Source organism: Halomonas sp. MMH1-48, from assembly GCF_022348105.1.
Classification (GTDB): Bacteria; Pseudomonadota; Gammaproteobacteria; order Pseudomonadales; family Halomonadaceae; genus Vreelandella; species Vreelandella piezotolerans.
Genome location: NZ_JAKRFL010000030.1, coordinates 1 through 19,874, shown reverse-complemented (window position 1 = coordinate 19,874; position 19,874 = coordinate 1). Strand labels below are relative to the sequence as shown.

Sequence of the window (19,874 nt, the reverse complement as noted above, 5' to 3'; positions counted from 1 at the left end):
AGTGGCGAGAAGGTCAGCTTTTCAGGTACCATTTTGGAAGCGGCTGTTGGTGCTTGATGGATTGGTTAGGTTCTTGAAATCATAGCACTTTCAGCCGCTTTCTTTTATACCCTGTGAGAAATCCGGGTTAGGGATTGCAAGAAGCAGTTCTTTGTTAAGAACTTCCACTACTTCCTTCTTGTTCCACATTCCGTACTGTTCTAAATATTTCACAAGGAATGAGATTCGCTCCAAATGAGCCTTCACGGCAGTGCCTGAAACCCTTTTCCTAAAAAATGAGACCATGCTGTCTCCTTTCAGAGTGAAGATAACGTAAGTGCTCACACGCAACTTTGGAGCTAGAAAGCAACGGAAAAATTGTCGCTGCACAGCCGATAGTTAGGACCACACAAATCTCGCTCCGAAATCTCGCATATGGAACAGAACATCTGGGCCGCCTATGTCTTCGTACTCAAAGTGCTTTTTTCCAATATTAGTGAGGTCAACGTTGACTTCACCAAATTCATATATTCGTGCATAGCGCAGCTTGTCAATATTCCACCGGGGCTCAGAAATATCGTGTGCGAACGCATTTCTGATTTGGTATGCAAGGCCAGCGAACTGGTCTACCTCCGATTGAATAGGGTTCGCAAGCGTGACACCCGCTTCCTCTCTGCATCGGTTTAATGTGATTGCAGCGGCACCGAAAGCAATGCCTAAGTTATTCTGTAAAGCAAGAACTAGGTCGTCAGATGAATCGAGGATCTTATCGGGAAGTACGAAAATCATGCCGCCCTCTTGAAAGGTAAGCGATTTATCTAGCTCCGCAAGGTCAATTCGTCCTTCCAAGCCATAGTTGTAGAGCTTCCATGCAAATGCGAGCTGACCAAAGGCCGTGTCCAAGTAATTCATATGATCACCCTAACAAGTACTAGACAGTGCGTCCTATGATTGGATAAACGTGCCGAAATGATTGTCCGTAAAATTCAGTCTGCCAAACTCTTCCAAACCCTTGTTCTGCTGCATTTCTCAGCACCTCCGACTTGGACGGATACTCTGCCGAATTCAGCTTAGCATATGGTGCCCAGAACGGCTGCTTATCTTAGGGGTGGGTTTTCAACGCCGATGTTGCCAGGTCAGCAGAAGCTGCTATTGATAAGATGATTCTCAATAAGCGCCCATAAAGAACCCACCCACCGCCAACAGCTTACGCTACCTGACGATGGGCGGGCCCAGTCCTACCTCAACGCTATTAGCTAAGCGCTTCCAACGATTCTTCAATAATGCTCAACCCTTCCTCTAACACCGCAGACGAGACCGTCAGCGGTACCAGAATGCGGATGCTGTTGCCGTAGAAGCCGCAGGAAAGAAGGATCAGGCCTTTCTCGCGGGCTTTGGCGCAGAGCGCTCCGGTCATCTGCGGGTCGGGCTTGCCGTCGCTGTTGAGCAGTTCGAACGCGGCCATGGCGCCGAGCTGGCGGCCGTGGGCGACGGCGGGGAAGCGCTCTTCCCAGACCGCGAAGCGTTCGGCCAACATTTTGCCCATCTGCTCGCTGCGGGCCAGGATGTTCTCTTCTTCGATGGCTTCGATCACCGCCAGAGCCGCCGCGCAGGAGAGCGGGTTGCCGCTGTAGGTGCCGCCTAGGGAGTTGGGGCCGGAGGCGTCCATCACCTTGGCGGTGCCGACCACAGCAGAAAGCGGCATGCCGTTGGCAAGGCTCTTGGCAGTGGTGAGAATGTCCGCTTCGATGCCACTGTGTTCCAGCGCAAACAGCTTGCCGGTGCGGGCAAAGCCGGACTGCACTTCGTCGGCGATCAGCAGAATGCCATGCTCGTCGCACAGGGCGCGCAGCGCTTTCAGGTAATCCGGCGAGGCGATATAGAAACCGCCTTCGCCTTGTACCGGTTCAATCACGATGGCCGCCGTGCGGTGCGGGGCGATATCGGTTTTGAACAGCGTGCGAATGGCGTTTAGCGAAGCTTCTTCGCTGATGCTGTGCAGCGGGTTGGGGAACGGGGCGCGGAACACGTCGCCCGGCATCGGGCCGAAGTCGTTCTTGTACGGCAGTACCTTGCCGGTCATCGCCAGGGTCATCATGGTGCGGCCGTGGAAGGCGCCATCGAAGGTGATGATGCCAGTGCGGCCAGTGGCGGCGCGGGCGATCTTCACGGCGTTTTCTAGCGCCTCGGCACCGGTGTTCACCAGCATCGCTTTACGCTCGGGGCCACGCACCGGAGTGAGTTCGCAGAGCTTTTGGCACAGCTGCACGTAGGGCGCGTAGGAGATCACCGCCGCGCTGGTGTGCATGACTTTCTTGAGCTGCGCTTCCACCGCCGCGACGATTTTCGGGTGGCGGTGGCCCAGGTTGAGCACACCAATACCGCCCGCGAAGTCGATCCAGCGTTTGCCGTCGGCGTCCCACAGTTCGGCGTTTTCAGCACGCTCGGCAAACTGGGTGGTCGGCGTAGCGGCACCGTTGGCCACGAAGCGGTTTTTCAGGTCGTTCAATTCTTGGTTAGTCATCATCGTTCTCTTTACAGGCCGCCTACGCAGACGTACTTCAGTTCGGTAAATTCTTCGAGGCCGTGGTGGGAACCTTCGCGGCCCAGCCCGGACTCTTTCACGCCGCCAAACGGCGCAAGCTCGGTGGAGATCAAGCCTTCGTTGACGCCCACCATGCCGTACTCCAGCTGCTCCATGGTGCGCCAGATACGGCGGTAATCCGTGGCGTAGAAGTAGGCGGCCAGGCCAAACGGGGTGTCGTTGGCCATGGCGATGGCTTCTTCATCGCGCTGGAAGCGGAACACCGGCGCGACCGGGCCGAAGGTCTCTTCATCGGCGACGGCCATTTGAGTGGTCACATCCGCCAGTACCGTGGGAGTAAAGAAGCGATCACCCGCCGCGTGGGGCTGGCCGCCGCACAGTAGGCGCGCGCCTTTGCTCACCGCGTCGTCGACGTGGCGCTGCACTTTATCCACGGCGGCCTGGTTGATCAGCGGGCCGATGATGCTGCCTTCGGCCAGGCCGTCACCCACGTTGAGCGCGTTCACACGCTCGGTGAGCTTGGCGACGAAGGCATCGTAAATGCCGTCCTGCACCAGGAAGCGGTTGGTGCACACGCAGGTTTGCCCGGCGTTGCGGAACTTGGAGGCGATGGCCCCGTTCACGGCGGCGTCGACATCGGCGTCGTCAAACACGATGAACGGCGCGTTGCCGCCCAGCTCCATGGCGGTTTTCTTCACCGTGCTGGCACACTGGGCGAGCAGGTGTTTGCCCACCGGGGTAGAGCCGGTAAACGACACCTTGCGCACCCGAGGGTCGGTGGTGAGCACCTCGCCCACAGCGGCGGGTTTAGAGGCAGTGACCACGTTGATAGTGCCTGCGGGCAGGCCCGCTTCCAGCGCTAAATAGGCAGCAGCCAGGGCGGTCAGTGGCGTGGCTTCGGCGGGTTTAATCACCACGGTGCAGCCAGCGGCAAGGGCCGGGGCACACTTGCGGGTAATCATCGCCAGCGGGAAGTTCCACGGGGTAATCGCCGCGACCACGCCCACCGGCTCGCGCAGTACCAGCAGGCGCTTGTCCGCGCCGTGGCTGGGCAGGGTTTCCCCCGCCATGCGCTTGGCTTCTTCGGCGAAGAACTCGATGAACGATGCGCCGTAGGTCACTTCGCCTTTGGCTTCCGCCAGCGGCTTGCCCTGCTCTAGGGTCATCAGACGGGCTAGGTCGTCGGCGTGCTCATTGATCAGCTCGAACCAGCGCCGCAGCAGGGCCGAGCGCTGTTTGACCGGGGTGGCGCGCCACGCGGCACCGGCTTCATACGCGGCAGCCACGGCGTCGCGGGTGTCGTCGGCGCTCAAGTCCGCCACGTTGGCAATGGTCTCGCCGGTGGCGGGGTTATCGACGGCAAAGGTCTGTTGGCCCTTGCGCCACTGCCCGCCCACCAGGGCCGGTACGGCATCGTGCAACCACTGTTCGATAAAGCTCATAGCGTGCTCCTTTAAAGGGGTTGGAACGGCTTACAGGTCAGCCATCATGTGTTGGTCGCTGTAGGCGCGGCCGTAGGTGCGCAGGGCGTGGATGTAAAGCCCCACACCGAGCAAAGACCAGCCCGCGAAGATCGACCACTCCGCACCGCTCAGGGCCGCCGGGCTACCGGGCAGGTAGAGGCAGGCCATGCCGAAGGAGAGGACGACCGCCAAAGTGCCGCACAGCTTGCCGTGGCGAATGCGGAACGGGCGCTCCATCTCCGGCTCGCGAACCCGCAGCACCACGAAGGAGATGGCCACGAACAGGTAGGCAATCACGATGCCCAGGCCACCGGCGTTGACGATCCACACCAGCGCGGGGCGGCCGAAGAACGGCGCGATACAGGAGAGAAAGCCCATCAGGAAGATGGCGTTGGTGGGCGTTTTATAGCGCGGGTGCAGCTTGGCAAACGGTGCAGGCAGCATGCCCGCTTTCGCCAGGGCGTAGATCGCCCGCGAGCCGCCAATGTAGAAGGCGTTCCAGCTGGTGATGATGCCCGCAATACCGGCCAATACCATCAGGTTGCTGGCCCAGGGGGCGTTGAACAGGCTGCCCATGGCATCCGGCACGCTCAGGGAACTGGCGGCCAGCTCGGAGCTGTTCAGGGCCAGGCTGGTGGCCAGAATGATCAGCGCGTACCACACCACCGCCAGAATGACCGACATCATCAGCACTTTGCCGATGGCTTTGTAAGGCAGGTTGATCTCTTCAGCGGCTTGGGGAATGACGTCAAAGCCCACGAACAGGAACGGCACCATGACCAGTACCGCGACAATGCCCGCCACCACGCCGGAATCGGCCTGGGTGAACAGCGGCATCATGTTGATGGTTTCGCCTTCGAACAGCGCGCCCGTGACAAACAGCACGCCAACCAGCAAAATCAAGCCGGTCACGACTTTCTGGAGAAGCGCGGCGGTGGTCACACCGAAGTAGTTGATGATCATCATGGCGAGCGAGCCGCCGACACCGACGGCCACCCAGGTCGCTTTTACTTCCCAGCCCGCGATGGTCCATAAGTGGCCCACCGCGTAGTTCGGTGCCAGATGCTCAATGACGGTGGGCAGCGCCACGGCTTCAAAGGCCACCACGCTTAAATAGCCTAGAATGATCGCCCAGGTGCATAAGAAAGAGGGTAAGTGACCCAGGGCGCGGTAGCTGTAGACATGCTCGCCGCCTACTTTGGGCATGGCGGAAGCCAGCTCGGCGTAGGTCAGGCCCACCATGACGATCGCTAAACCGCCGATAATGAACGCTAAAATGGCACCGATGCTGCCAGCGGATTGAATCGCGGTGCCGGTCAATACAATCCAGCCCCAGCCAATCATCGCGCCGAAGGCGAGGGCTAATACGTCGCCGCGGGCCAGTACCCGGACGAGCTTGTCCTGTTCAGAAGAGGGAGTGGTCATCGCACAATGTCCTGCAGGTTATTGGATGTTGTCGTTGGCGCTCTTTGGCGCAGTGTCCTGATTCCGGTGGCGGAATAGTGACACGCTAGCAGGCGGCGCTCAGAACGCGAATGCACCACTTTGGCGTTCGACTAGACCACTTCTTCAACGCACCAAATAAGTGCATACATGGCATCATGCTTTCGTCTAAACGCCTGATGGTAGCGGGCTTCACGCGGGAAAGGGGGCGCTGATATGGATCGCGAGCAGGTCTTGCACCAATTCAAGCAACTTTATGCACTCCAACCGGAGCGGCTGAGTAAGCAGGTGCGCATCGAGCAAGCGCTGCGCCAGGCCATTACGCAGCAGTGGCCCAGCGGGCTGCGGTTGCCCTCTCATCGTGTGTTGGCCGATGCCGTGAACGTCGCGCGCCAAACCCTGGCCTTGGCAATAGGCACACTGCTGGAAGAGGAGTTGCTGAAAACCGCCCACGGCCAGGGAACCTGGACGTGTAAACCCACCGCGCCACCGCCCCCAGCGCCGACCCACGTTCAGCTCTCCCAGCGGGCCCAGCGGGTGCTGCAAGGCCCTGGGGCCAGCATGATTCAGAGCGGGGCCTTCGTGCCCGGCATTCCGGATATCGCCCAGTTCCCCATGCGCAAGTGGCGCCAGCTCTACGCCAGCGTCACCGTGCCGCAAAATGCGCTGCTGCTCTCCTACTCCACCGGCGGCTACGGCCCACTAAAGCGGGCGATTCGTGATTTTCTGGCCCGCTGGCGGGATATCCATTGCGATACCGAGCAGATCATCATTACCGATGGCACCCATAACGGCATCGAGCTGTGCGCCGTTGCCTTGGCAGACGTGGGCGATACGGTGGCGATGGAGTCGCCCTGCTACTGGGGGGCGCGCAACGTGTTTACCGCCGCCGGGCTGAACATCGACATGCTGCCGTGGCGGCCGGAACAGGGCCATGCACTGCCTACTTCCCCCGGCCCCGTGGCGCTGGCTTACCTCACCGGCTCGCACCACTACCCGCTCAGCGTGCCGACCCGCGCCGCGCATAAACGTCAGCTATGTGAGGCGTTATCGCCTACCTACGTGGTGGAAGATGACTATGAATTTAACCGCGACGACCACCCTAACCTGCTGTTCGATGCCCACTCCGAACGCCATTTGCTGGTAGGCTCTTTCTCCAAGATGATGTTTCCCGGCCTGCGGCTGGGCTATTTGGTGGTGCCGCGCCATTTGGCAGGGCCCATGAACCGCCTGCGCAGCGAGCTGTTTCGTGAGGGCCGTATGCTGGACCAGGCCGTGCTCGCCCAGTTCATTTTCGATGGTGATTTGGATGCTTGGTGTCGGCGCATTCAGCGGGACTACTTAGGCCGCCAGCAGGTGCTGCACGACCAGCTACGTTCGCTGCCCCAGGTGCGCTCGGTGTCACCGCCCAGCAGTGCCATCAGCCTGTGCGTGGAGTTCGAGCCGGGCATCAACGATGTGGCCATCGCGCAATCGCTGCTGAAAGAGCACTTGATCGTGCGGCCGTTAAGCCCGGTGTGTGCACCGAACGACCCGCGCGCTGGCTTGGTGATGGGGGTGGGCATGCTGTCAGGGGAAACGCTGGTGCGCGAGGCGCAGCGCCTGCGCCGCTGCCTGGAGCCGCTGCTGCGCTAAGCGGCCAACGAGCTTTATTCGTCGGTACACACAAAACGTGAGCAACACGACTTATCCACAAGGACCGTCCTATGTATCGCCCTGTTGATAGCTTTTGGGTTTCTGCTTTCTCTGCTGCTTCTTCCACCGCCTCGCTAAGCGGGTGGCTGGCCGTCGCGGCCATGCTGCTACTCTCTGGGTGCGCCACCTTTGCGCCCAGCCCTCCAGAAGATCAGACCAACATCTGCGAGATTTTCCGCGAACAGCCCAGCTGGTACGACTACGCGAAAGAGTCGGAGGAGAAGTGGGGAACACCCATCGCGACCCAAATGGCGTTCATTCAGCGGGAGTCCTCGTTTCGCAGCCACGTGCGCCCAGACCGCAAATACTACCTGGGCTTCATCCCCGGCCCGCGCCCGTCGTCCGCCAAAGGCTACGCCCAAGCTCAAGACCCGGTATGGGGTGAGTACGAAGACCAAGCGGGCAGCCTGTTTGCCCGGCGCACGCACATGAAGCACGCTACCGATTTCATTGGCTGGTACAACGCCCGCACTCGCGCCCAAACGGGCATCTCGCTCAACAATCCTGAACACCTCTATTACGCCTACCACGAGGGCGCAGGCGGCTATCAGCGGGGCAGCTATCGCAGCAAACCCCAGGTGCTCAACGCGGGCCGCCAAGTGGCGAGCCTCTCTAACCGCTACCAGGCCCAGCTCAACAGCTGCCAGGCAGAGTTCCAGTGCCGCAAGTTCTATCAGGTGTGGCCGTTCTGTCGTAGCTGAGGGGGTCGTTCATGACACTGTTGATGGGCGTCGCCTTTGTCGGCGTGGTGTTTTTTACCTCCTTGCTCTCCGGCGTGTTTGGCATGGCGGGCGGGCTGGTATTGCTGTGGTTCCTGCTGGTGATGTTTCCTGCCAGCACCGCCATGGCCGTGCATGGGGTCATTCAGCTAACGTCCAATGCCTCTCGGGCGTGGCTGTCGCGGCGCTTTATCGTGTGGCGCATTGTGGCGCTGATGGCCTTGGGCGTGCTCAGCGCGGCGGGGCTTCTGCTGCTGTTTAACTACACGCCCAATGCGGCCACCGTTTCCTTATTGATCGGGCTGCTGCCGATTTTGGTCTGGACGCCCAGGCACTGGTTCCAGCTAGACGCCCATCGCGCCAGCCACGCGTTTTGCTGCGGCATCGCCTCAGGCGGCCTCACGATTGCCGCCGGGGTATCCGGCCCGCTGATCGATATCTTCTTCGTGCGCTCTCAGATGGACCGCCGCCAGGTCGTCGCGACCAAGGCCATGATTCAAGTGGTCGCCCACTCCATCAAAATCCTCTTCTACTTAGGTGCCGCCCTCGCGCTCAGCGCGGGTGAGTGGAGCATCGTGCTACTGGCCGCCCCGTTTGCCATGCTGGGCACGCAAACCGGCACACGGATTCTGCACCGCCTGACCGACGCCAACTTCCGCACCTGGACCCGCTGGATCGTGACTGGCATTGGCGTGTTTTACTTCCTGCAGGGGGTGTATCTGCTAACCCGTTGACCGTTGATGGCCTTAGCGGCGCGCTTTGGATGGCGACCTATACTGACCTTACCAAACGCTGGAGGTCGCCATGGATTACCACCACTACCGCGAAGCCCTTGCCACCTCGCTTGCCCAAAGCGAGCTGCCCTTCTCCCCCGCTGAGTATCAAGCGCGCCTTGAGAAGGTGCGCCACGCCATGGCGAAGCGCGAGTTGGATGCGCTACTTCTCACCGATCCCGCGGATATCAATTATTTGACCGGTTACCACACCTTTGAGGTGTCGGTGCATGCCTGCTTGGTCTGCACACAGGAAAAGCTCGTTCTTCAGGTGGCCTCGATTGAAACGGGTGCCGCGGTGGTCACCGCCCGCGTAGATGAGATCATTGGCTACCGATGGGAAAACCTGAATGAAATCATCGACCCGTTGGCCGACCTGTTAACCCCCTGCCCGCGCATTGGCATCGACGGCTGGAGCAGTGGGCTGCGGGTGGGCGTGATGAACGCCCTCGCCCAGGCAGTGGGCCAAGAGCGCTTTTTTGAAGCGGGCGACCTGCTGGATGCCATCAAGATCGTCAAAAGCAGTGCCGAGCTCGAGATGCTTAAAGAGAGTGCGCGCATCACCGCCGCTGGCTTAGAGACGGCGATGGCCGCCATTCACCCCGGCATGACCGATAACGACATTGCCGCCATTGGCGCCAAGGCGCTGCTCGAAAACGGCAGCGAGTTCATGAGCCTACAGCCTATTGTGACCAGCGGGCACCGCATTGGGGTGATTCACGTGAACCATAAGCGCCGCGTGATTCAGCCCAACGAGCCGGTCTTTTTAGAGTTCGGCGCGGCGTATCAACGCTACACCGCACCGATGATGCGCACCGCCGTGACCGGCACGCCTAACGCCGCCCTCACCGCCACCCAAGACCTCTGCCGCTCGATCTTTGAAACCCTCTGCGAGGCCATGCGTCCCGGCCACTCCTTTGATGCCGCGGCCCTGGCTGCCGATGCGCTGCTGGCCCCTCGACGCGACGAGCTGTTTTTTTCGGGGGTGTTTGGCTACGCCGTGGGGGCACAGTTTCCACCCAGTTGGGTAGAGGGCACGGGGTACATTGCCAAAGGCCAAGCCCGCTCCTTCGAAACCAACATGGTGTTTCATTTACCGCTCTGCCTGCGGGTACCCGGCCAATGGGGCGTTGGCCTGAGCGATACCGTGGTGGTCACCGAGCAGGGGGCAAAACCGCTCACCAACAACGACTGGCAGCTTTATCAGGCCAGCGATACGTCCGTGCGCTCATAGCCTGAGATTGACACCGCGATTGAGGGAGGCTATCTTCACCAGAAATGTAAATGAGAAACACTCTCTTTTTAGCCAGCAACCGGGTAGATAAAGAGCCGTTGAGGTAAAGGGACGTCACATGACCAGTGAACAGCGCCAGCTTCGTCAAACTCTGCTGTTTTTACGCACCTCGTTTGAAGCCATTCAGCACTCCATTGCCGGACGGCTAGAAGACCCGCTGCCCTGCTGGCTAGACACCAGCATGCTCTCCATGCTCTCCCGAGAGCTGACCCGCTGCTGCCAGCAGGCCAAGCCGTTGTTCGCGCCTGCGGTCGTAGAGCAGCTCTTTATCGCCTCCCAGCAATGCGACCTGCTGCTCAAACAGTGCCCCGGCGTGCTCAGCAGTGCCGTTTGCCACCGTCAGCTCAGCGCAATCATGCTGCCGCTCGCCAGCGCCATTCGCCAAATCGATACGCCTGCCAAGCGCCGCTGGCCTTGGCAACGGCACTAAACGAACGCTCATTGACGCCCCTTAACCCCGCCCCATTTGCTCGGCGGGGTTTTGTTTTACGCGACCGTCCCCATTAACCATAGCCATCGCATCGTCGTTGGCGCTTACTAGTAAACTGGTCTATTCTATTTGCCACGATGATACCCACTACTTCAAAAGGAGTTTTGCTCTATGGCGTATGAAACGCTGTTTACCCCCATTACGCTGGGTAGCCTGACACTTCCTAACCGCGTCATCATGGCACCACTGACACGTGCTCGCACGCCGGACAGCATCCCGGGCAAGATCCAAGAGGCGTATTACGGCCAGCGCGCAGGGGCAGGCCTGATCATCAGCGAAGCCACCAACATCTCTCCCACTGCCCGTGGCTACGTGTACACACCCGGCATCTGGACCGACGAGCAGGAAGCCGGGTGGAAAGGCGTCGTGGACGCCGTTCATGCCAAAGGTGGCCGCATGGCGCTGCAGCTGTGGCACGTTGGGCGCGTTTCCCACGAAATGGTGCAGCCCAACGGACAGCAGCCGGTAGCTCCCAGCGCGCTGAAAGGCGAAGGCGCTCAGTGTTTCGTCGAATTCGAAGATGGTACCGCTGGTCAGCACCCCACCAGCACGCCGCGTGCGCTGGAAACCGACGAGATTCCCGGCATTGTGGATGACTATCGCCAAGCGGCCATCCGCGCCAAGCGCGCCGGGTTCGATATGGTCGAAGTCCACGCCGCCAACGCTTACTTGCTGAACCAATTCCTGGCCACCGGCACCAATAAGCGCACCGACCAGTACGGCGGTTCGCTGGAAAACCGTGCCCGCTTCCCTCTGGAAGTCGTCGATGCAGTGGTAGAAGTGTTTGGTGCCGAGCGTGTTGGCATTCGCATGACGCCGTTCATCGAGCTGTTCGGTTTGACCGACGACGAGCCGGAAGCGATGGCGTTCTACATGGCCGAGCAGCTCTCCAAGCGCGGCCTCGCCTACCTACACCTGAACGAGCCGAACTGGGCGGGCGGCGATATCACCTTCCCGGCCGGTTTCCGTGAGCAGATGCGTGAGCGCTTTAGCGGCAGCCTGATCTACTGCGGCAACTACGACGCCGAGCACGCTGAAGCACGCATCAAGGAAAACACCACCGATGCCGTGGCCTTTGGCCGTCCTTACATCGCCAACCCCGATTTGCCGGAACGCTTCCGCGTCAATGCCCCGCTGACCGAACCGAACCAGGAAACGTTCTATGGCGGCGATGAGAAAGGCTATACCGATTACCCATTCATGGATAACGGTTACGACCGCATGAGCTAAGCGACGTTGCTGACGTTGCTGACGTTGCTAAGGCATGACGAGGGTTCCCCACAGGGGGAACCCTTATTCTTGAAAAGCATCACTTAGGTGGTGCTTTTTTTATGCCTTGAACGCGTAAAACGCTGTTAATCTGTTGATTCTATCGTTTTAACGCGATAACCCTACTGCTGGAGAGGTCGCTCATGTTCGGTTCTTTGATGGCGCTGCTCGTCTCGCTCCTGCTGGTGGGAGCTGCCGCCATGACGGGCGCGCGCTTTCGCCCCGACGGCTGGTATCGAACACTGCGCAAACCCCGCTGGACTCCGCCCGATCTGGCCTTTCCCATTGCCTGGGGTATTCTCTATCTATTGATGGCGATCGCCGCATGGCGGATCTATATGGCGGACGACTCGCCGCTACGCAGCGCGAGCTTGGCCGTCTATGGCGCCCAGCTGCTGGCCAATGCAGCGTGGTCCTGGCTGTTCTTTGGGCGCAAGCAGATCGGCGCGGCGCTGGTGGATATCGTGGTGTTGTTGGGATTGATTACACTGGCCATTGGCCTGTTTGCCCAGGTGAATACCTTCGCCGCGTGGCTAATGGTGCCTTACTGGCTGTGGGTCGCCCTTGCGCTGGCACTCAACGCCACCATTTTGCGGCTCAATCGCGCCTAGGTGTTACATAACGAAAAGGTTTCACCCCATGGATACAACGTCACTTCCCATTCTACTGGCCTTTACCTCGCTGCTACTCGGCGTGGTGGCCGTGGTGATTTTTGCTTATGTCGTGCTGCCAAAACGGCGCCGTGCCAAGGCCAAGGCCAAGGCCACTGAGGCTCCCGCACCGGTCGCAACGCCCACGCCGCCTCCTGCGGACGAGCCACCGCCCGCCCCCACCAAGCGCACGGGCAAGGTCAAGCAGCACTCGCTGTTCGTCATTTTTAATCAGCCGGATGACACCACCGACGCGCGTTTGACCGAGTGGCTGCGGAGCAAAGGCGCCCATTACGACGCCATCAAGAAGGTGTTTTTGATCGACGGCCAGCAAGCGTCTAACCCCATTACCGTGGCGAATGCCTTCCCGCCGGGAGAGATGCCTGACCTATTACGCGGGGAAACCCACGAGCCGATCCGCGGCGTTAGCCTGCTGGTGAAGCCGCCGCTGCATAAACGCCGCAATCAGCAGATGCACGTGTATGTGGAACTCGCCAAGGAGATGAACGAGACCTTCAGCGGCGACATGCTGGATGCCGACAGGGAACCTGCCAGCGAATCCACCTACGCCCAGATCATCGGTTAACTCATACCACGCCTTGGCTACGCAGGTAGTCGTCGTAGCTGCCGCTGAAATCGACGATGCCTTCCGGCTGCATGTCGATAATGCGTGTGGCGAGACTGGAGACGAACTCGCGGTCATGGCTGACGAACAGCAGCGTGCCGGGGTAGTTTTCCAGCGCCAGGTTGAGCGCTTCGATGGACTCCATGTCCAGATGGTTGGTGGGTTCATCCATCAGCAACACGTTGGGATTGGTGAGCGTTAACTTACCGAACAGCATCCGCCCCTGCTCGCCTCCGGAAATCACCTTCACCGATTTGCCGATATCGTCGCTGGAAAACAGCATGCGCCCCAGCGCGCCGCGCACCACCTGCTCGCCCCCTTTGGTCCACTGGCCCATCCACTCGAACAGGGTGGCGTCATTGGCGAAGTCGTCGGCATGATCCTGGGCGAAGATGCCCAGCTCAGCAGCATCGGTCCACTTCACTTCGCCAGTATCAGGGCGCAGGTCACCGGCCAGGGTTTTCAGCAGGGTGGTTTTACCAATGCCGTTGGGGCCGATAATGGCAATCCGCTCACCCGCTTCCACGGTCATGGAGAAGCGCTTGAACAGCGGCTCGCCGTCGTAGCCTTTGGTAATGGCATCGACGTTCACCGCGTTGCGGTGGATTTTCTTGTTCTGTTCGAAGCGGATGAACGGGCTGACGCGACTGGAGGGTTTGATGTCTTCCAGCTTGATCTTGTCGATCTGGCGCGCCCGGGAGGTGGCCTGCTTCGCTTTCGATGCGTTCGCCGAGAAGCGGCTGACAAACTGCTGCAGTTCGGCAATTTGTGCTTTCTTCTTGGCGTTGTCGGCATACTGACGTTCACGCGCAGCGGTGGCCGCCGTCATGTAGTCGTCGTAGTTACCGGGGAACAGGGTGATTTCGCCGTAATCCAGGTCGGCCATGTGGGTGCAGACGCTGTTCAGGAAGTGGCGGTCGTGGGAAATGATCACCATGGTGCTGCTGCGCGCTTTCAGAATCTCTTCCAGCCAGCGGATGGTGTTGATATCCAGGTGGTTGGTAGGTTCGTCGAGCAGCAGTACGTCCGGGTCGGAGAACAGCGCCTGGGCCAACAGTACGCGCAGCTTCCAGCCGGGGGCGACTTCGCTCATGGGGCCGGCGTGCTGTTCGATGGGAATACCCAAGCCCAACAGCAGCTCGCCCGCGCGGGACTCGGCGGTATAGCCGTCCAGCTCGGCAAAGCGCACCTCCAAGTCCGCCACGGCCATACCGTCTTCTTCGCTCATCTCGGGCAGCGAGTAGATGCGCTCGCGCTCGGCGGCCACTTTCCATAGCTCGGCGTTGCCCATGATGACGGTGTCGATAACCCGCTCGTTCTCGTAGGCAAACTGGTCCTGACGCAGCTTGCCCAGCCGCGTGCTGCTGTCCAGCATCACCTGCCCGGACGTGGGCTCCAGCTCGCCACCGAGAATTTTCATGAAGGTGGACTTGCCGCAACCATTCGCGCCAATCAACCCGTAGCGATGGCCATTATTGAACTTGACGGAGACGTTTTCGAACAGGGGCTTGGCCCCAAACTGCATGGTGATATTGGCGGTGGCGATCAAGATAGAGACCCTGGTTGGCGACATAGCCCTGTTGGAGGAGCGGCATGCGTGCAAAAGCACGCGATTCTACGCGCCTTTGGGCCACGTTACATCTCCCCTCAAGGCTTCTGCTCACCGTCTTTTACTGGCTGCGCGGGCATGTCGAGCAGAAAACGTTCACCATCAATCGCTTGGCGGAGTCGCGAGTGGAGAATCTCGACGATGCCCGCGTGCTCACCTACTAGCGCGGTGGTCGCCACCGTTAATCCGCGATGGCGTTGCTCGGCGGCGGCGCAAATCTCGGCAATGTCACCGCCTTCACCGGCATGACGGCCTGGGGAGAGAAACAGCATCGCCAGCACCACGTGGCCGCTGCTGAATTCGGGAGTATCCAGCAGGTCCTCCAAGAGTGGCTCGTTGAAGCGGTACTCATCGCCGTCACGTCGCTCCATGGAAGCGGCCGCCACGCAGCTCACCTCGTCGCCCAGCAGGACGCTCAACTGCCCGGCCAGGCGGTTACGGACGGCGGTGACCTCGGGAATCGGGCTGCCGTGATCCACCAGCGCGACCTTAGCAGCGTCATTTTCGGGCAGTTGGGCGCGCACGTGATCGGCCAACAGTTTCGCCAAACGCAGGTCGTTATGACCGAGCTCATCCACCAGCGGCTGTGCGACGCGCACCGTCACATCAGGGAAGCGTGCCTGCAGCGCGGCCATCCGCTCCGGTAAATACCCCGTGAGGGCTTTGCTGGGGCCGAAGAAAAACGGCAGCACGACGATCTCGGTGGCCCCCGCTTCGGCGCTGCGTTCGGCAGCGGGGCCCAGCGTGATGGCCGGAATGCCATCGACCTCTTCGGCGGGGATTTTATTGGAGTGCAGCAGCGAGGCCGCTTGAACGGTTTCCCCGAGCTGCTCACTTAGCGCCGCCGCCACCCGACGCAGATTATGGGTCGCTTGGGGGCGTAGAGAGCCGTTATCGACAAGAAAAATAGCGCGCATCGCGTTCGTCCTTTTCAGTCAAAGCGTGGATGAGCCGCCAGCACATCCGCAGCGGCTCGGTGTAGCTGGGCGTGGCGTGCGGCGAGAGCGATGATATCGCGGTCGTAGCCACCGCCAATCACCGCCGCGACGGGAATGGCCGCCTCGCGACAGAGGTTCAACACATAGTGATCTCGGGCATACAGCCCGTCGCTGCTTAGCGATAAATAGCCCAGGCGGTCGTCGTGATGCACATCTACCCCCGCATCGTAGAGCACCACGTCTGGCTGGTAGGCAGCAAGCACCCCAGGCAGCCAAGAGGTCAGTTCGGCCAGATACGCAGCATCGCCCATGCCGTTGGGCAGGGCGATATCCAGGTCGCTTTTTGCTTTGCGGGCGGGAAAGTTACGCGCCGCGTGCATGGACAACGTAAACACGCCTGGCACCTTTTCAAAGAGGCGCGCGGTGCCATCGCCCTGGTGCACGTCGCAATCCACGATCAGCACCCGCTCTGCCCAGCCCTGCGCCAGCGCGTGGGCGGCGGCCACGGCTAAGTCGTTGATCAAGCAGTAGCCGCTGGCGGCATCTGTATGGGCGTGGTGCGTGCCGCCCGCCGAGTTACACGCAAGCCCGGTGGCCAGGGCCGCTTCCAGGGTGAGCAGCGTGCCGCCGGTTTCCAGCCGCACTCGTTCCACCAAGGCCTCGGACCATACGAATCCACTGCGCCGCTGGGCGGCACGATCGAGCTGACCGTGCACAAACGCATGCACGTAGTCACGGGTATGCACGCGTTGCAGGCTTTCCAGGGTGGCCGGCTGGGGCGTGTGCCACTCGATGGGACACGCCAACGTTTGCTCGCCCAACAGCTGCCGAAGCATCCGAAACTTTTCCATCGGAAAAGGGTGATTGGCTGGCAAATCAATCGTATAACCCGGATGATGAACCACCGTTAACGCCATGCGCGTGTTGCCACTTTGGTCACGAATGTAGATCGCTTATGTTGCTTGATACCACGACGTTAAACCAGCAGAGAAACTTCTTCGACGGCCATGCGGCTATTTGGCTATTTGGCTACGGTTCGCTGATTTGGAAGGCCGATTTTGAGTATCTAGAGCGGCGCCCGGCGGCCATTACCGGCTGGGCGCGGCGCTTCTGGCAGGGCTCCCACGACCACCGGGGCACGCCGGACGCGCCGGGACGTGTGGCCACCCTGATTCGTGCCGAAGGCGCGGTGTGCCACGGCATGGCCTACCGCATCACCCCAGAAGTGCTTGCCCCGCTGGATGTGCGGGAGAAAAACGGCTATCTACGGGAGAAAGTCACGCTGACCTTTCTGGATGAAGCGGGCCATCCCGACCCCGCACAAGCGCCTACCGACGGGCTGATATATCTGGCCAGCGAGGATAACCCAGCGTTTTTAGGCGATGCGCCGCTGGCCGAGATCGCCCAACAAATTGCCCAGGCCCACGGCCCCAGCGGACCCAACAGCGCCTACTTGCTCAACCTGGCCCAGGCGCTGCGCGAACTGGGCACCGAGGATGCGCATATCTTTGCCCTGGAGGAGCAGTTACAGCGCTACCAGTAGCGCGGGTAGCGGCGGTGACGGGCGAGGTTATTGACCAATATCGCGACCAACAGCATGACGATGCAGCCCGCGCCAATGGGCATCAGCGGATACCACCAGCCCAATTGATGCACGCTAGCGCCGCCTGCCACGGCAATCAGCGCTGCGGCAGCTCCTGGCGGATGCACGGTATGGGTGAGCTGCATGATCAAAATGGAGAGCGACACCGCCAGCGCCATGGAAAGGGGCGTGGCGCCCAGCCATTGATAGCAGCCTACCCCCACACAGGCAGAGAGCACGCTACCAAACAGCACGTGGCTTGGCTGGGCAAACGGACTTTCCGGGGCCGCGTAAATCAGCACCGAGGTTGCCCCGAACGAGCCCACGATCAACAGCTGCTGGGAGAGCCATTCGACGCTTAGCCAGCAAATCAGCGCCATGCCGGTAAAGGCTCCCAGCCATGACCAGCAGGCATCTTGCCAACCCACCCGAGGGCGCGGCGTCCGTTCTCCGCGCATTTTGCCAAGATACGTCTTCATCGCACTCGCCTTTGCACAAAAAGAGTGCAGATGATGACAAAATGCACCACAGAAGCAAATGACAATGCGTCATGGATAGATGAGATTCGCTCAAGCCAACGTTACCGAAGACAGCCGGACGAGCCGACGCCTTAGCGTTTGCCCTCCCGCCGCGGTGCTACATCATCAGCCACGACAGGATAAATAGTGCCACCAGCGTGCGGAAAATGCCGCCGATGATGGAACCGCGCAGAAACGCTCGCAGCCCGCCCCATAGGATCAGTAGACCGATCACCAGTATCGCGAGGCTCAAGAACGAGTCGTTGATGCCCAGCGAACGCGTCAGCCCGCCGATGAAGTCATCGAAGGCACCAAAAAAATTGGTGAAGATTCCCACCAAAAACTCCACCACCACGCGGATGGCCTCACCAATCGCTTCACCAATGCCTTCAAAAAATCCGTTTGCCTGCATGCGTGTTGTCCGTTGCTCGAAGATGGTCGTCTAAAAAGAATAGCGGGAAGTTAAGTGCTCAACGATAGTCGGCATTGTGTGTGAAAACACAGCTTGTGAAAACACGGTGTGTGAAAACACGCGAACTGGCAAAACCACGTCATGGGCAGCTTCCACCTTTCGCCTATTCCCTTTTTAGCACTTCCGCGTTACAACAATAAGCATGCATGTGCGGGAGAGACTGGTGCACGACGCCAGCGCCGAAGGAGCAACGACCCCGGAAACTCTCAGGCCAACGGACCGCAATCGCTAACGTTTTTACCAATACGTTCCGAAGAGTGGTTGATGACGGCGTCACTCAACCCACCGAAGGAGCAAGCGCCGCCACATTGGCGTGAATCTCTCAGGTTCCATGACGGAAGGGGTACCCCTAGCAAACACCTTTGCTGAGGGTATCGCCCGACGCTCATACAATCTGTGGAGATCATTATGCAACGCATTGCAGTCATTGGCGGTGGCATTACCGGCATCACCAGCGCCTACGCCCTCGCTAAACGCGGCTTTGACGTCACCGTCTTCGAGAAGCATCGCTACGCGGCAATGGAAACCTCCTTTGCCAACGGCGGTCAGCTGTCCGCCTCGAATGCCGAGGTATGGAACCACTGGCCCACGGTCATCAAAGGCCTGCGCTGGATGCTGAAAAACGACGCCCCGCTGCTCGTCAACCCTCGCCCCACCTGGCACAAGCTGAGCTGGTTTGCCGAGTTCATTGCCGCCATTCCCCGCTATGCCGACAACACCACCGAAACGGCGCGCCTGGCGATTGCTGCCCGAGAGCACTTGTTTCAGTGGGCCCGCGATGAGCAGATCGAGTTCGATGTGAAGCAAAAAGGCATTTTGCATATCTATCGCGATAAAGCAGGCTACGAGCACGCAGCCAAGGTGTCGCAGTTGCTCCAAAAAGGCGGGCTCGAGCGCCGCGCCGTCACGCCAGAAGAGATGCGCGCCATCGAGCCCACCCTAGCGGGTAACTATTACGGCGGTTTCTTTACCGAAAGCGATGCCACGGGCGATATCCATAAGTACACCAACGGATTGGCGAAAGCCGCTGCCAAACGCGGCGTGCAGCTCAACTACGGTCATCAAGTGACCGACCTGGGTGCGGATGAGAGCAGCGCCTGGATCAGCGCGGTGGACGACGGCGAAGAGGTTCATCAGAGCTTCGATAGCGTAGTGGTGTGTGCGGGCATTGGCAGTCGCGCCATCGCCGCCAAGTTAGGCGACCGTATGAACATCTACCCGGTCAAAGGCTACTCCATCACCGTACAGTTGGATGACGAGGCATCACAGCAGGCCGCTCCCACGGTCAGCCTGCTGGACGACGAGACCAAACTCGTCACCAGCCGCTTGGGCAACGACCGCTTCCGCGTGGCGGGGACGGCAGAGTTCAACGGCGCCAACCGCGACATTCGTAACGACAGGATTCAGCCACTGGTGCGCTGGGTGGAGCAGTGCTTTCCTGGTGTGAGTACTCAGCGGGTGGTGCCGTGGGCGGGGCTACGCCCGATGATGCCGAACATGCTGCCCAAGGTCGGCCCCGGCAAGTTGCCAACCGTTTTCTACAATAACGGTCATGGCCACCTAGGCTGGACGCTCTCGGCGATCACTGCCGAGATGCTCGCCGACGCGGTCGATCACTCACATGCCACGTCACTGGCGATCACCCGCTAGACGCGGTAACCCATAACGAAAAGGGGCCTAAAGGGAGTATATAGTGAATTTTGTGTACTTCTGTTGGTGAGTGAGTGAATGCCCCATAAGCAAAGGCTTATGGGGCATTTTTAGTTTTTACACGGTATGTAATTTGGTGTGTAAAAATAGGAGCACTTGC

General features: G+C 60.0%; 20 protein-coding genes and 2 riboswitches. Of the genes, 10 read left to right on the top strand and 10 right to left on the bottom strand.

All coding sequences use genetic code 11. The features are described 5' to 3' along the window. Positions 1–90 precede the first annotated feature (90 nt). From MHM37_RS16485 to MHM37_RS16465, 5 genes are all read right to left on the bottom strand, one after another. Complete coding sequence (locus MHM37_RS16485; RefSeq protein ID WP_239297337.1) at positions 91–285, bottom strand: hypothetical protein; 195 nt, start codon at positions 283–285, stop codon at positions 91–93. 93 nt (positions 286–378) lie between these two features. Further along, entirely contained in the window at positions 379–891 is a 513-nt protein-coding gene (locus MHM37_RS16480; RefSeq protein ID WP_239297339.1) for a hypothetical protein, read from the bottom strand. A gap of 340 nt (positions 892–1,231) precedes the next feature. Then, entirely contained in the window at positions 1,232–2,503 is a 1,272-nt protein-coding gene (gene gabT / locus MHM37_RS16475) for a 4-aminobutyrate--2-oxoglutarate transaminase (RefSeq protein ID WP_239297340.1), read from the bottom strand. An 11-nt stretch (positions 2,504–2,514) separates the two neighbouring features. Beyond that, a complete protein-coding gene (locus tag MHM37_RS16470; protein WP_239297341.1) occupies positions 2,515–3,966 on the bottom strand; it encodes an NAD-dependent succinate-semialdehyde dehydrogenase in 1,452 nt (483 codons plus the stop codon). A gap of 30 nt (positions 3,967–3,996) precedes the next feature. After that, the gene (locus MHM37_RS16465) at positions 3,997–5,412 is read right to left on the bottom strand and encodes an APC family permease (protein WP_239297342.1); all 1,416 of its coding nucleotides are present in this window, start codon (positions 5,410–5,412) and stop codon (positions 3,997–3,999) included. Positions 5,413–5,646: 234 nt separating this feature from the next. Here MHM37_RS16465 and MHM37_RS16460 point away from each other — a divergent pair, with 234 nt between their 5' ends. From MHM37_RS16460 to MHM37_RS16425, 8 genes are all read left to right on the top strand, one after another. Next, positions 5,647–7,065: a PLP-dependent aminotransferase family protein gene (locus tag MHM37_RS16460; protein WP_239297343.1), complete on the top strand. Its 1,419-nt coding sequence runs from the start codon at positions 5,647–5,649 to the stop codon at positions 7,063–7,065. A 71-nt stretch (positions 7,066–7,136) separates the two neighbouring features. Further along, the gene (locus MHM37_RS16455; protein WP_239297344.1) at positions 7,137–7,826 is read left to right on the top strand and encodes a lysozyme-like domain containing protein; all 690 of its coding nucleotides are present in this window, start codon (positions 7,137–7,139) and stop codon (positions 7,824–7,826) included. Positions 7,827–7,837: 11 nt separating this feature from the next. Then, complete coding sequence (locus MHM37_RS16450; protein WP_219862046.1) at positions 7,838–8,578, top strand: sulfite exporter TauE/SafE family protein; 741 nt, start codon at positions 7,838–7,840, stop codon at positions 8,576–8,578. Positions 8,579–8,648: 70 nt separating this feature from the next. Beyond that, positions 8,649–9,851 (top strand): Xaa-Pro peptidase family protein, encoded by a 1,203-nt coding sequence (locus tag MHM37_RS16445; protein WP_239297345.1) that lies wholly within the window; start codon positions 8,649–8,651, stop codon positions 9,849–9,851. A gap of 118 nt (positions 9,852–9,969) precedes the next feature. Continuing rightward, entirely contained in the window at positions 9,970–10,341 is a 372-nt protein-coding gene (locus tag MHM37_RS16440) for a hypothetical protein (protein WP_139525858.1), read from the top strand. A 171-nt stretch (positions 10,342–10,512) separates the two neighbouring features. Further along, a complete protein-coding gene (locus tag MHM37_RS16435) occupies positions 10,513–11,631 on the top strand; it encodes an alkene reductase (protein ID WP_153842980.1) in 1,119 nt (372 codons plus the stop codon). Between the two features lie 182 nt (positions 11,632–11,813). Continuing rightward, positions 11,814–12,281 (top strand): TspO/MBR family protein, encoded by a 468-nt coding sequence (locus MHM37_RS16430; RefSeq protein WP_139525860.1) that lies wholly within the window; start codon positions 11,814–11,816, stop codon positions 12,279–12,281. 28 nt (positions 12,282–12,309) lie between these two features. Continuing rightward, on the top strand, positions 12,310–12,906 hold the full coding sequence (locus tag MHM37_RS16425; protein ID WP_239297346.1) for a cell division protein ZipA C-terminal FtsZ-binding domain-containing protein: 597 nt from the start codon (positions 12,310–12,312) through the stop codon (positions 12,904–12,906). Between the two features lies 1 nt (position 12,907). Here the strand turns inward: MHM37_RS16425 and MHM37_RS16420 are convergent, their stop codons facing one another. The 3 genes from MHM37_RS16420 to MHM37_RS16410 form a co-directional block, all read right to left on the bottom strand. Beyond that, complete coding sequence (locus MHM37_RS16420) at positions 12,908–14,494, bottom strand: ABC-F family ATPase (protein WP_239297347.1); 1,587 nt, start codon at positions 14,492–14,494, stop codon at positions 12,908–12,910. A gap of 98 nt (positions 14,495–14,592) precedes the next feature. Next, on the bottom strand, positions 14,593–15,471 hold the full coding sequence (locus MHM37_RS16415; RefSeq protein WP_139525863.1) for a CbiX/SirB N-terminal domain-containing protein: 879 nt from the start codon (positions 15,469–15,471) through the stop codon (positions 14,593–14,595). A 14-nt stretch (positions 15,472–15,485) separates the two neighbouring features. After that, positions 15,486–16,409 (bottom strand): histone deacetylase, encoded by a 924-nt coding sequence (locus tag MHM37_RS16410; protein WP_275437570.1) that lies wholly within the window; start codon positions 16,407–16,409, stop codon positions 15,486–15,488. A gap of 38 nt (positions 16,410–16,447) precedes the next feature. Here MHM37_RS16410 and MHM37_RS16405 point away from each other — a divergent pair, with 38 nt between their 5' ends. After that, positions 16,448–17,035 (top strand): gamma-glutamylcyclotransferase, encoded by a 588-nt coding sequence (locus tag MHM37_RS16405; RefSeq protein ID WP_219862063.1) that lies wholly within the window; start codon positions 16,448–16,450, stop codon positions 17,033–17,035. Here the strand turns inward: MHM37_RS16405 and MHM37_RS16400 are convergent. Both MHM37_RS16400 and MHM37_RS16395 read right to left on the bottom strand, forming a co-directional pair. After that, positions 17,026–17,553 carry an HPP family protein gene (locus MHM37_RS16400; protein WP_153842974.1) on the bottom strand — a complete coding sequence of 176 codons (528 nt, stop codon included), beginning with the start codon at positions 17,551–17,553 and terminating at the stop codon, positions 17,026–17,028. The genes MHM37_RS16405 and MHM37_RS16400 overlap by 10 nt on opposite strands. Positions 17,554–17,710: 157 nt before the next feature. Then, complete coding sequence (locus MHM37_RS16395) at positions 17,711–18,004, bottom strand: hypothetical protein (RefSeq protein WP_153842973.1); 294 nt, start codon at positions 18,002–18,004, stop codon at positions 17,711–17,713. A gap of 201 nt (positions 18,005–18,205) precedes the next feature. Next, positions 18,206–18,296: riboswitch (glycine riboswitch) on the top strand. 8 nt (positions 18,297–18,304) lie between these two features. Further along, positions 18,305–18,412, top strand: a riboswitch (glycine riboswitch). A 60-nt stretch (positions 18,413–18,472) separates the two neighbouring features. Here MHM37_RS16395 and MHM37_RS16390 point away from each other — a divergent pair. Beyond that, a complete protein-coding gene (locus tag MHM37_RS16390) occupies positions 18,473–19,714 on the top strand; it encodes a D-amino acid dehydrogenase (RefSeq protein WP_239297350.1) in 1,242 nt (413 codons plus the stop codon). The last annotated feature ends 160 nt before the right edge of the window (positions 19,715–19,874 follow it).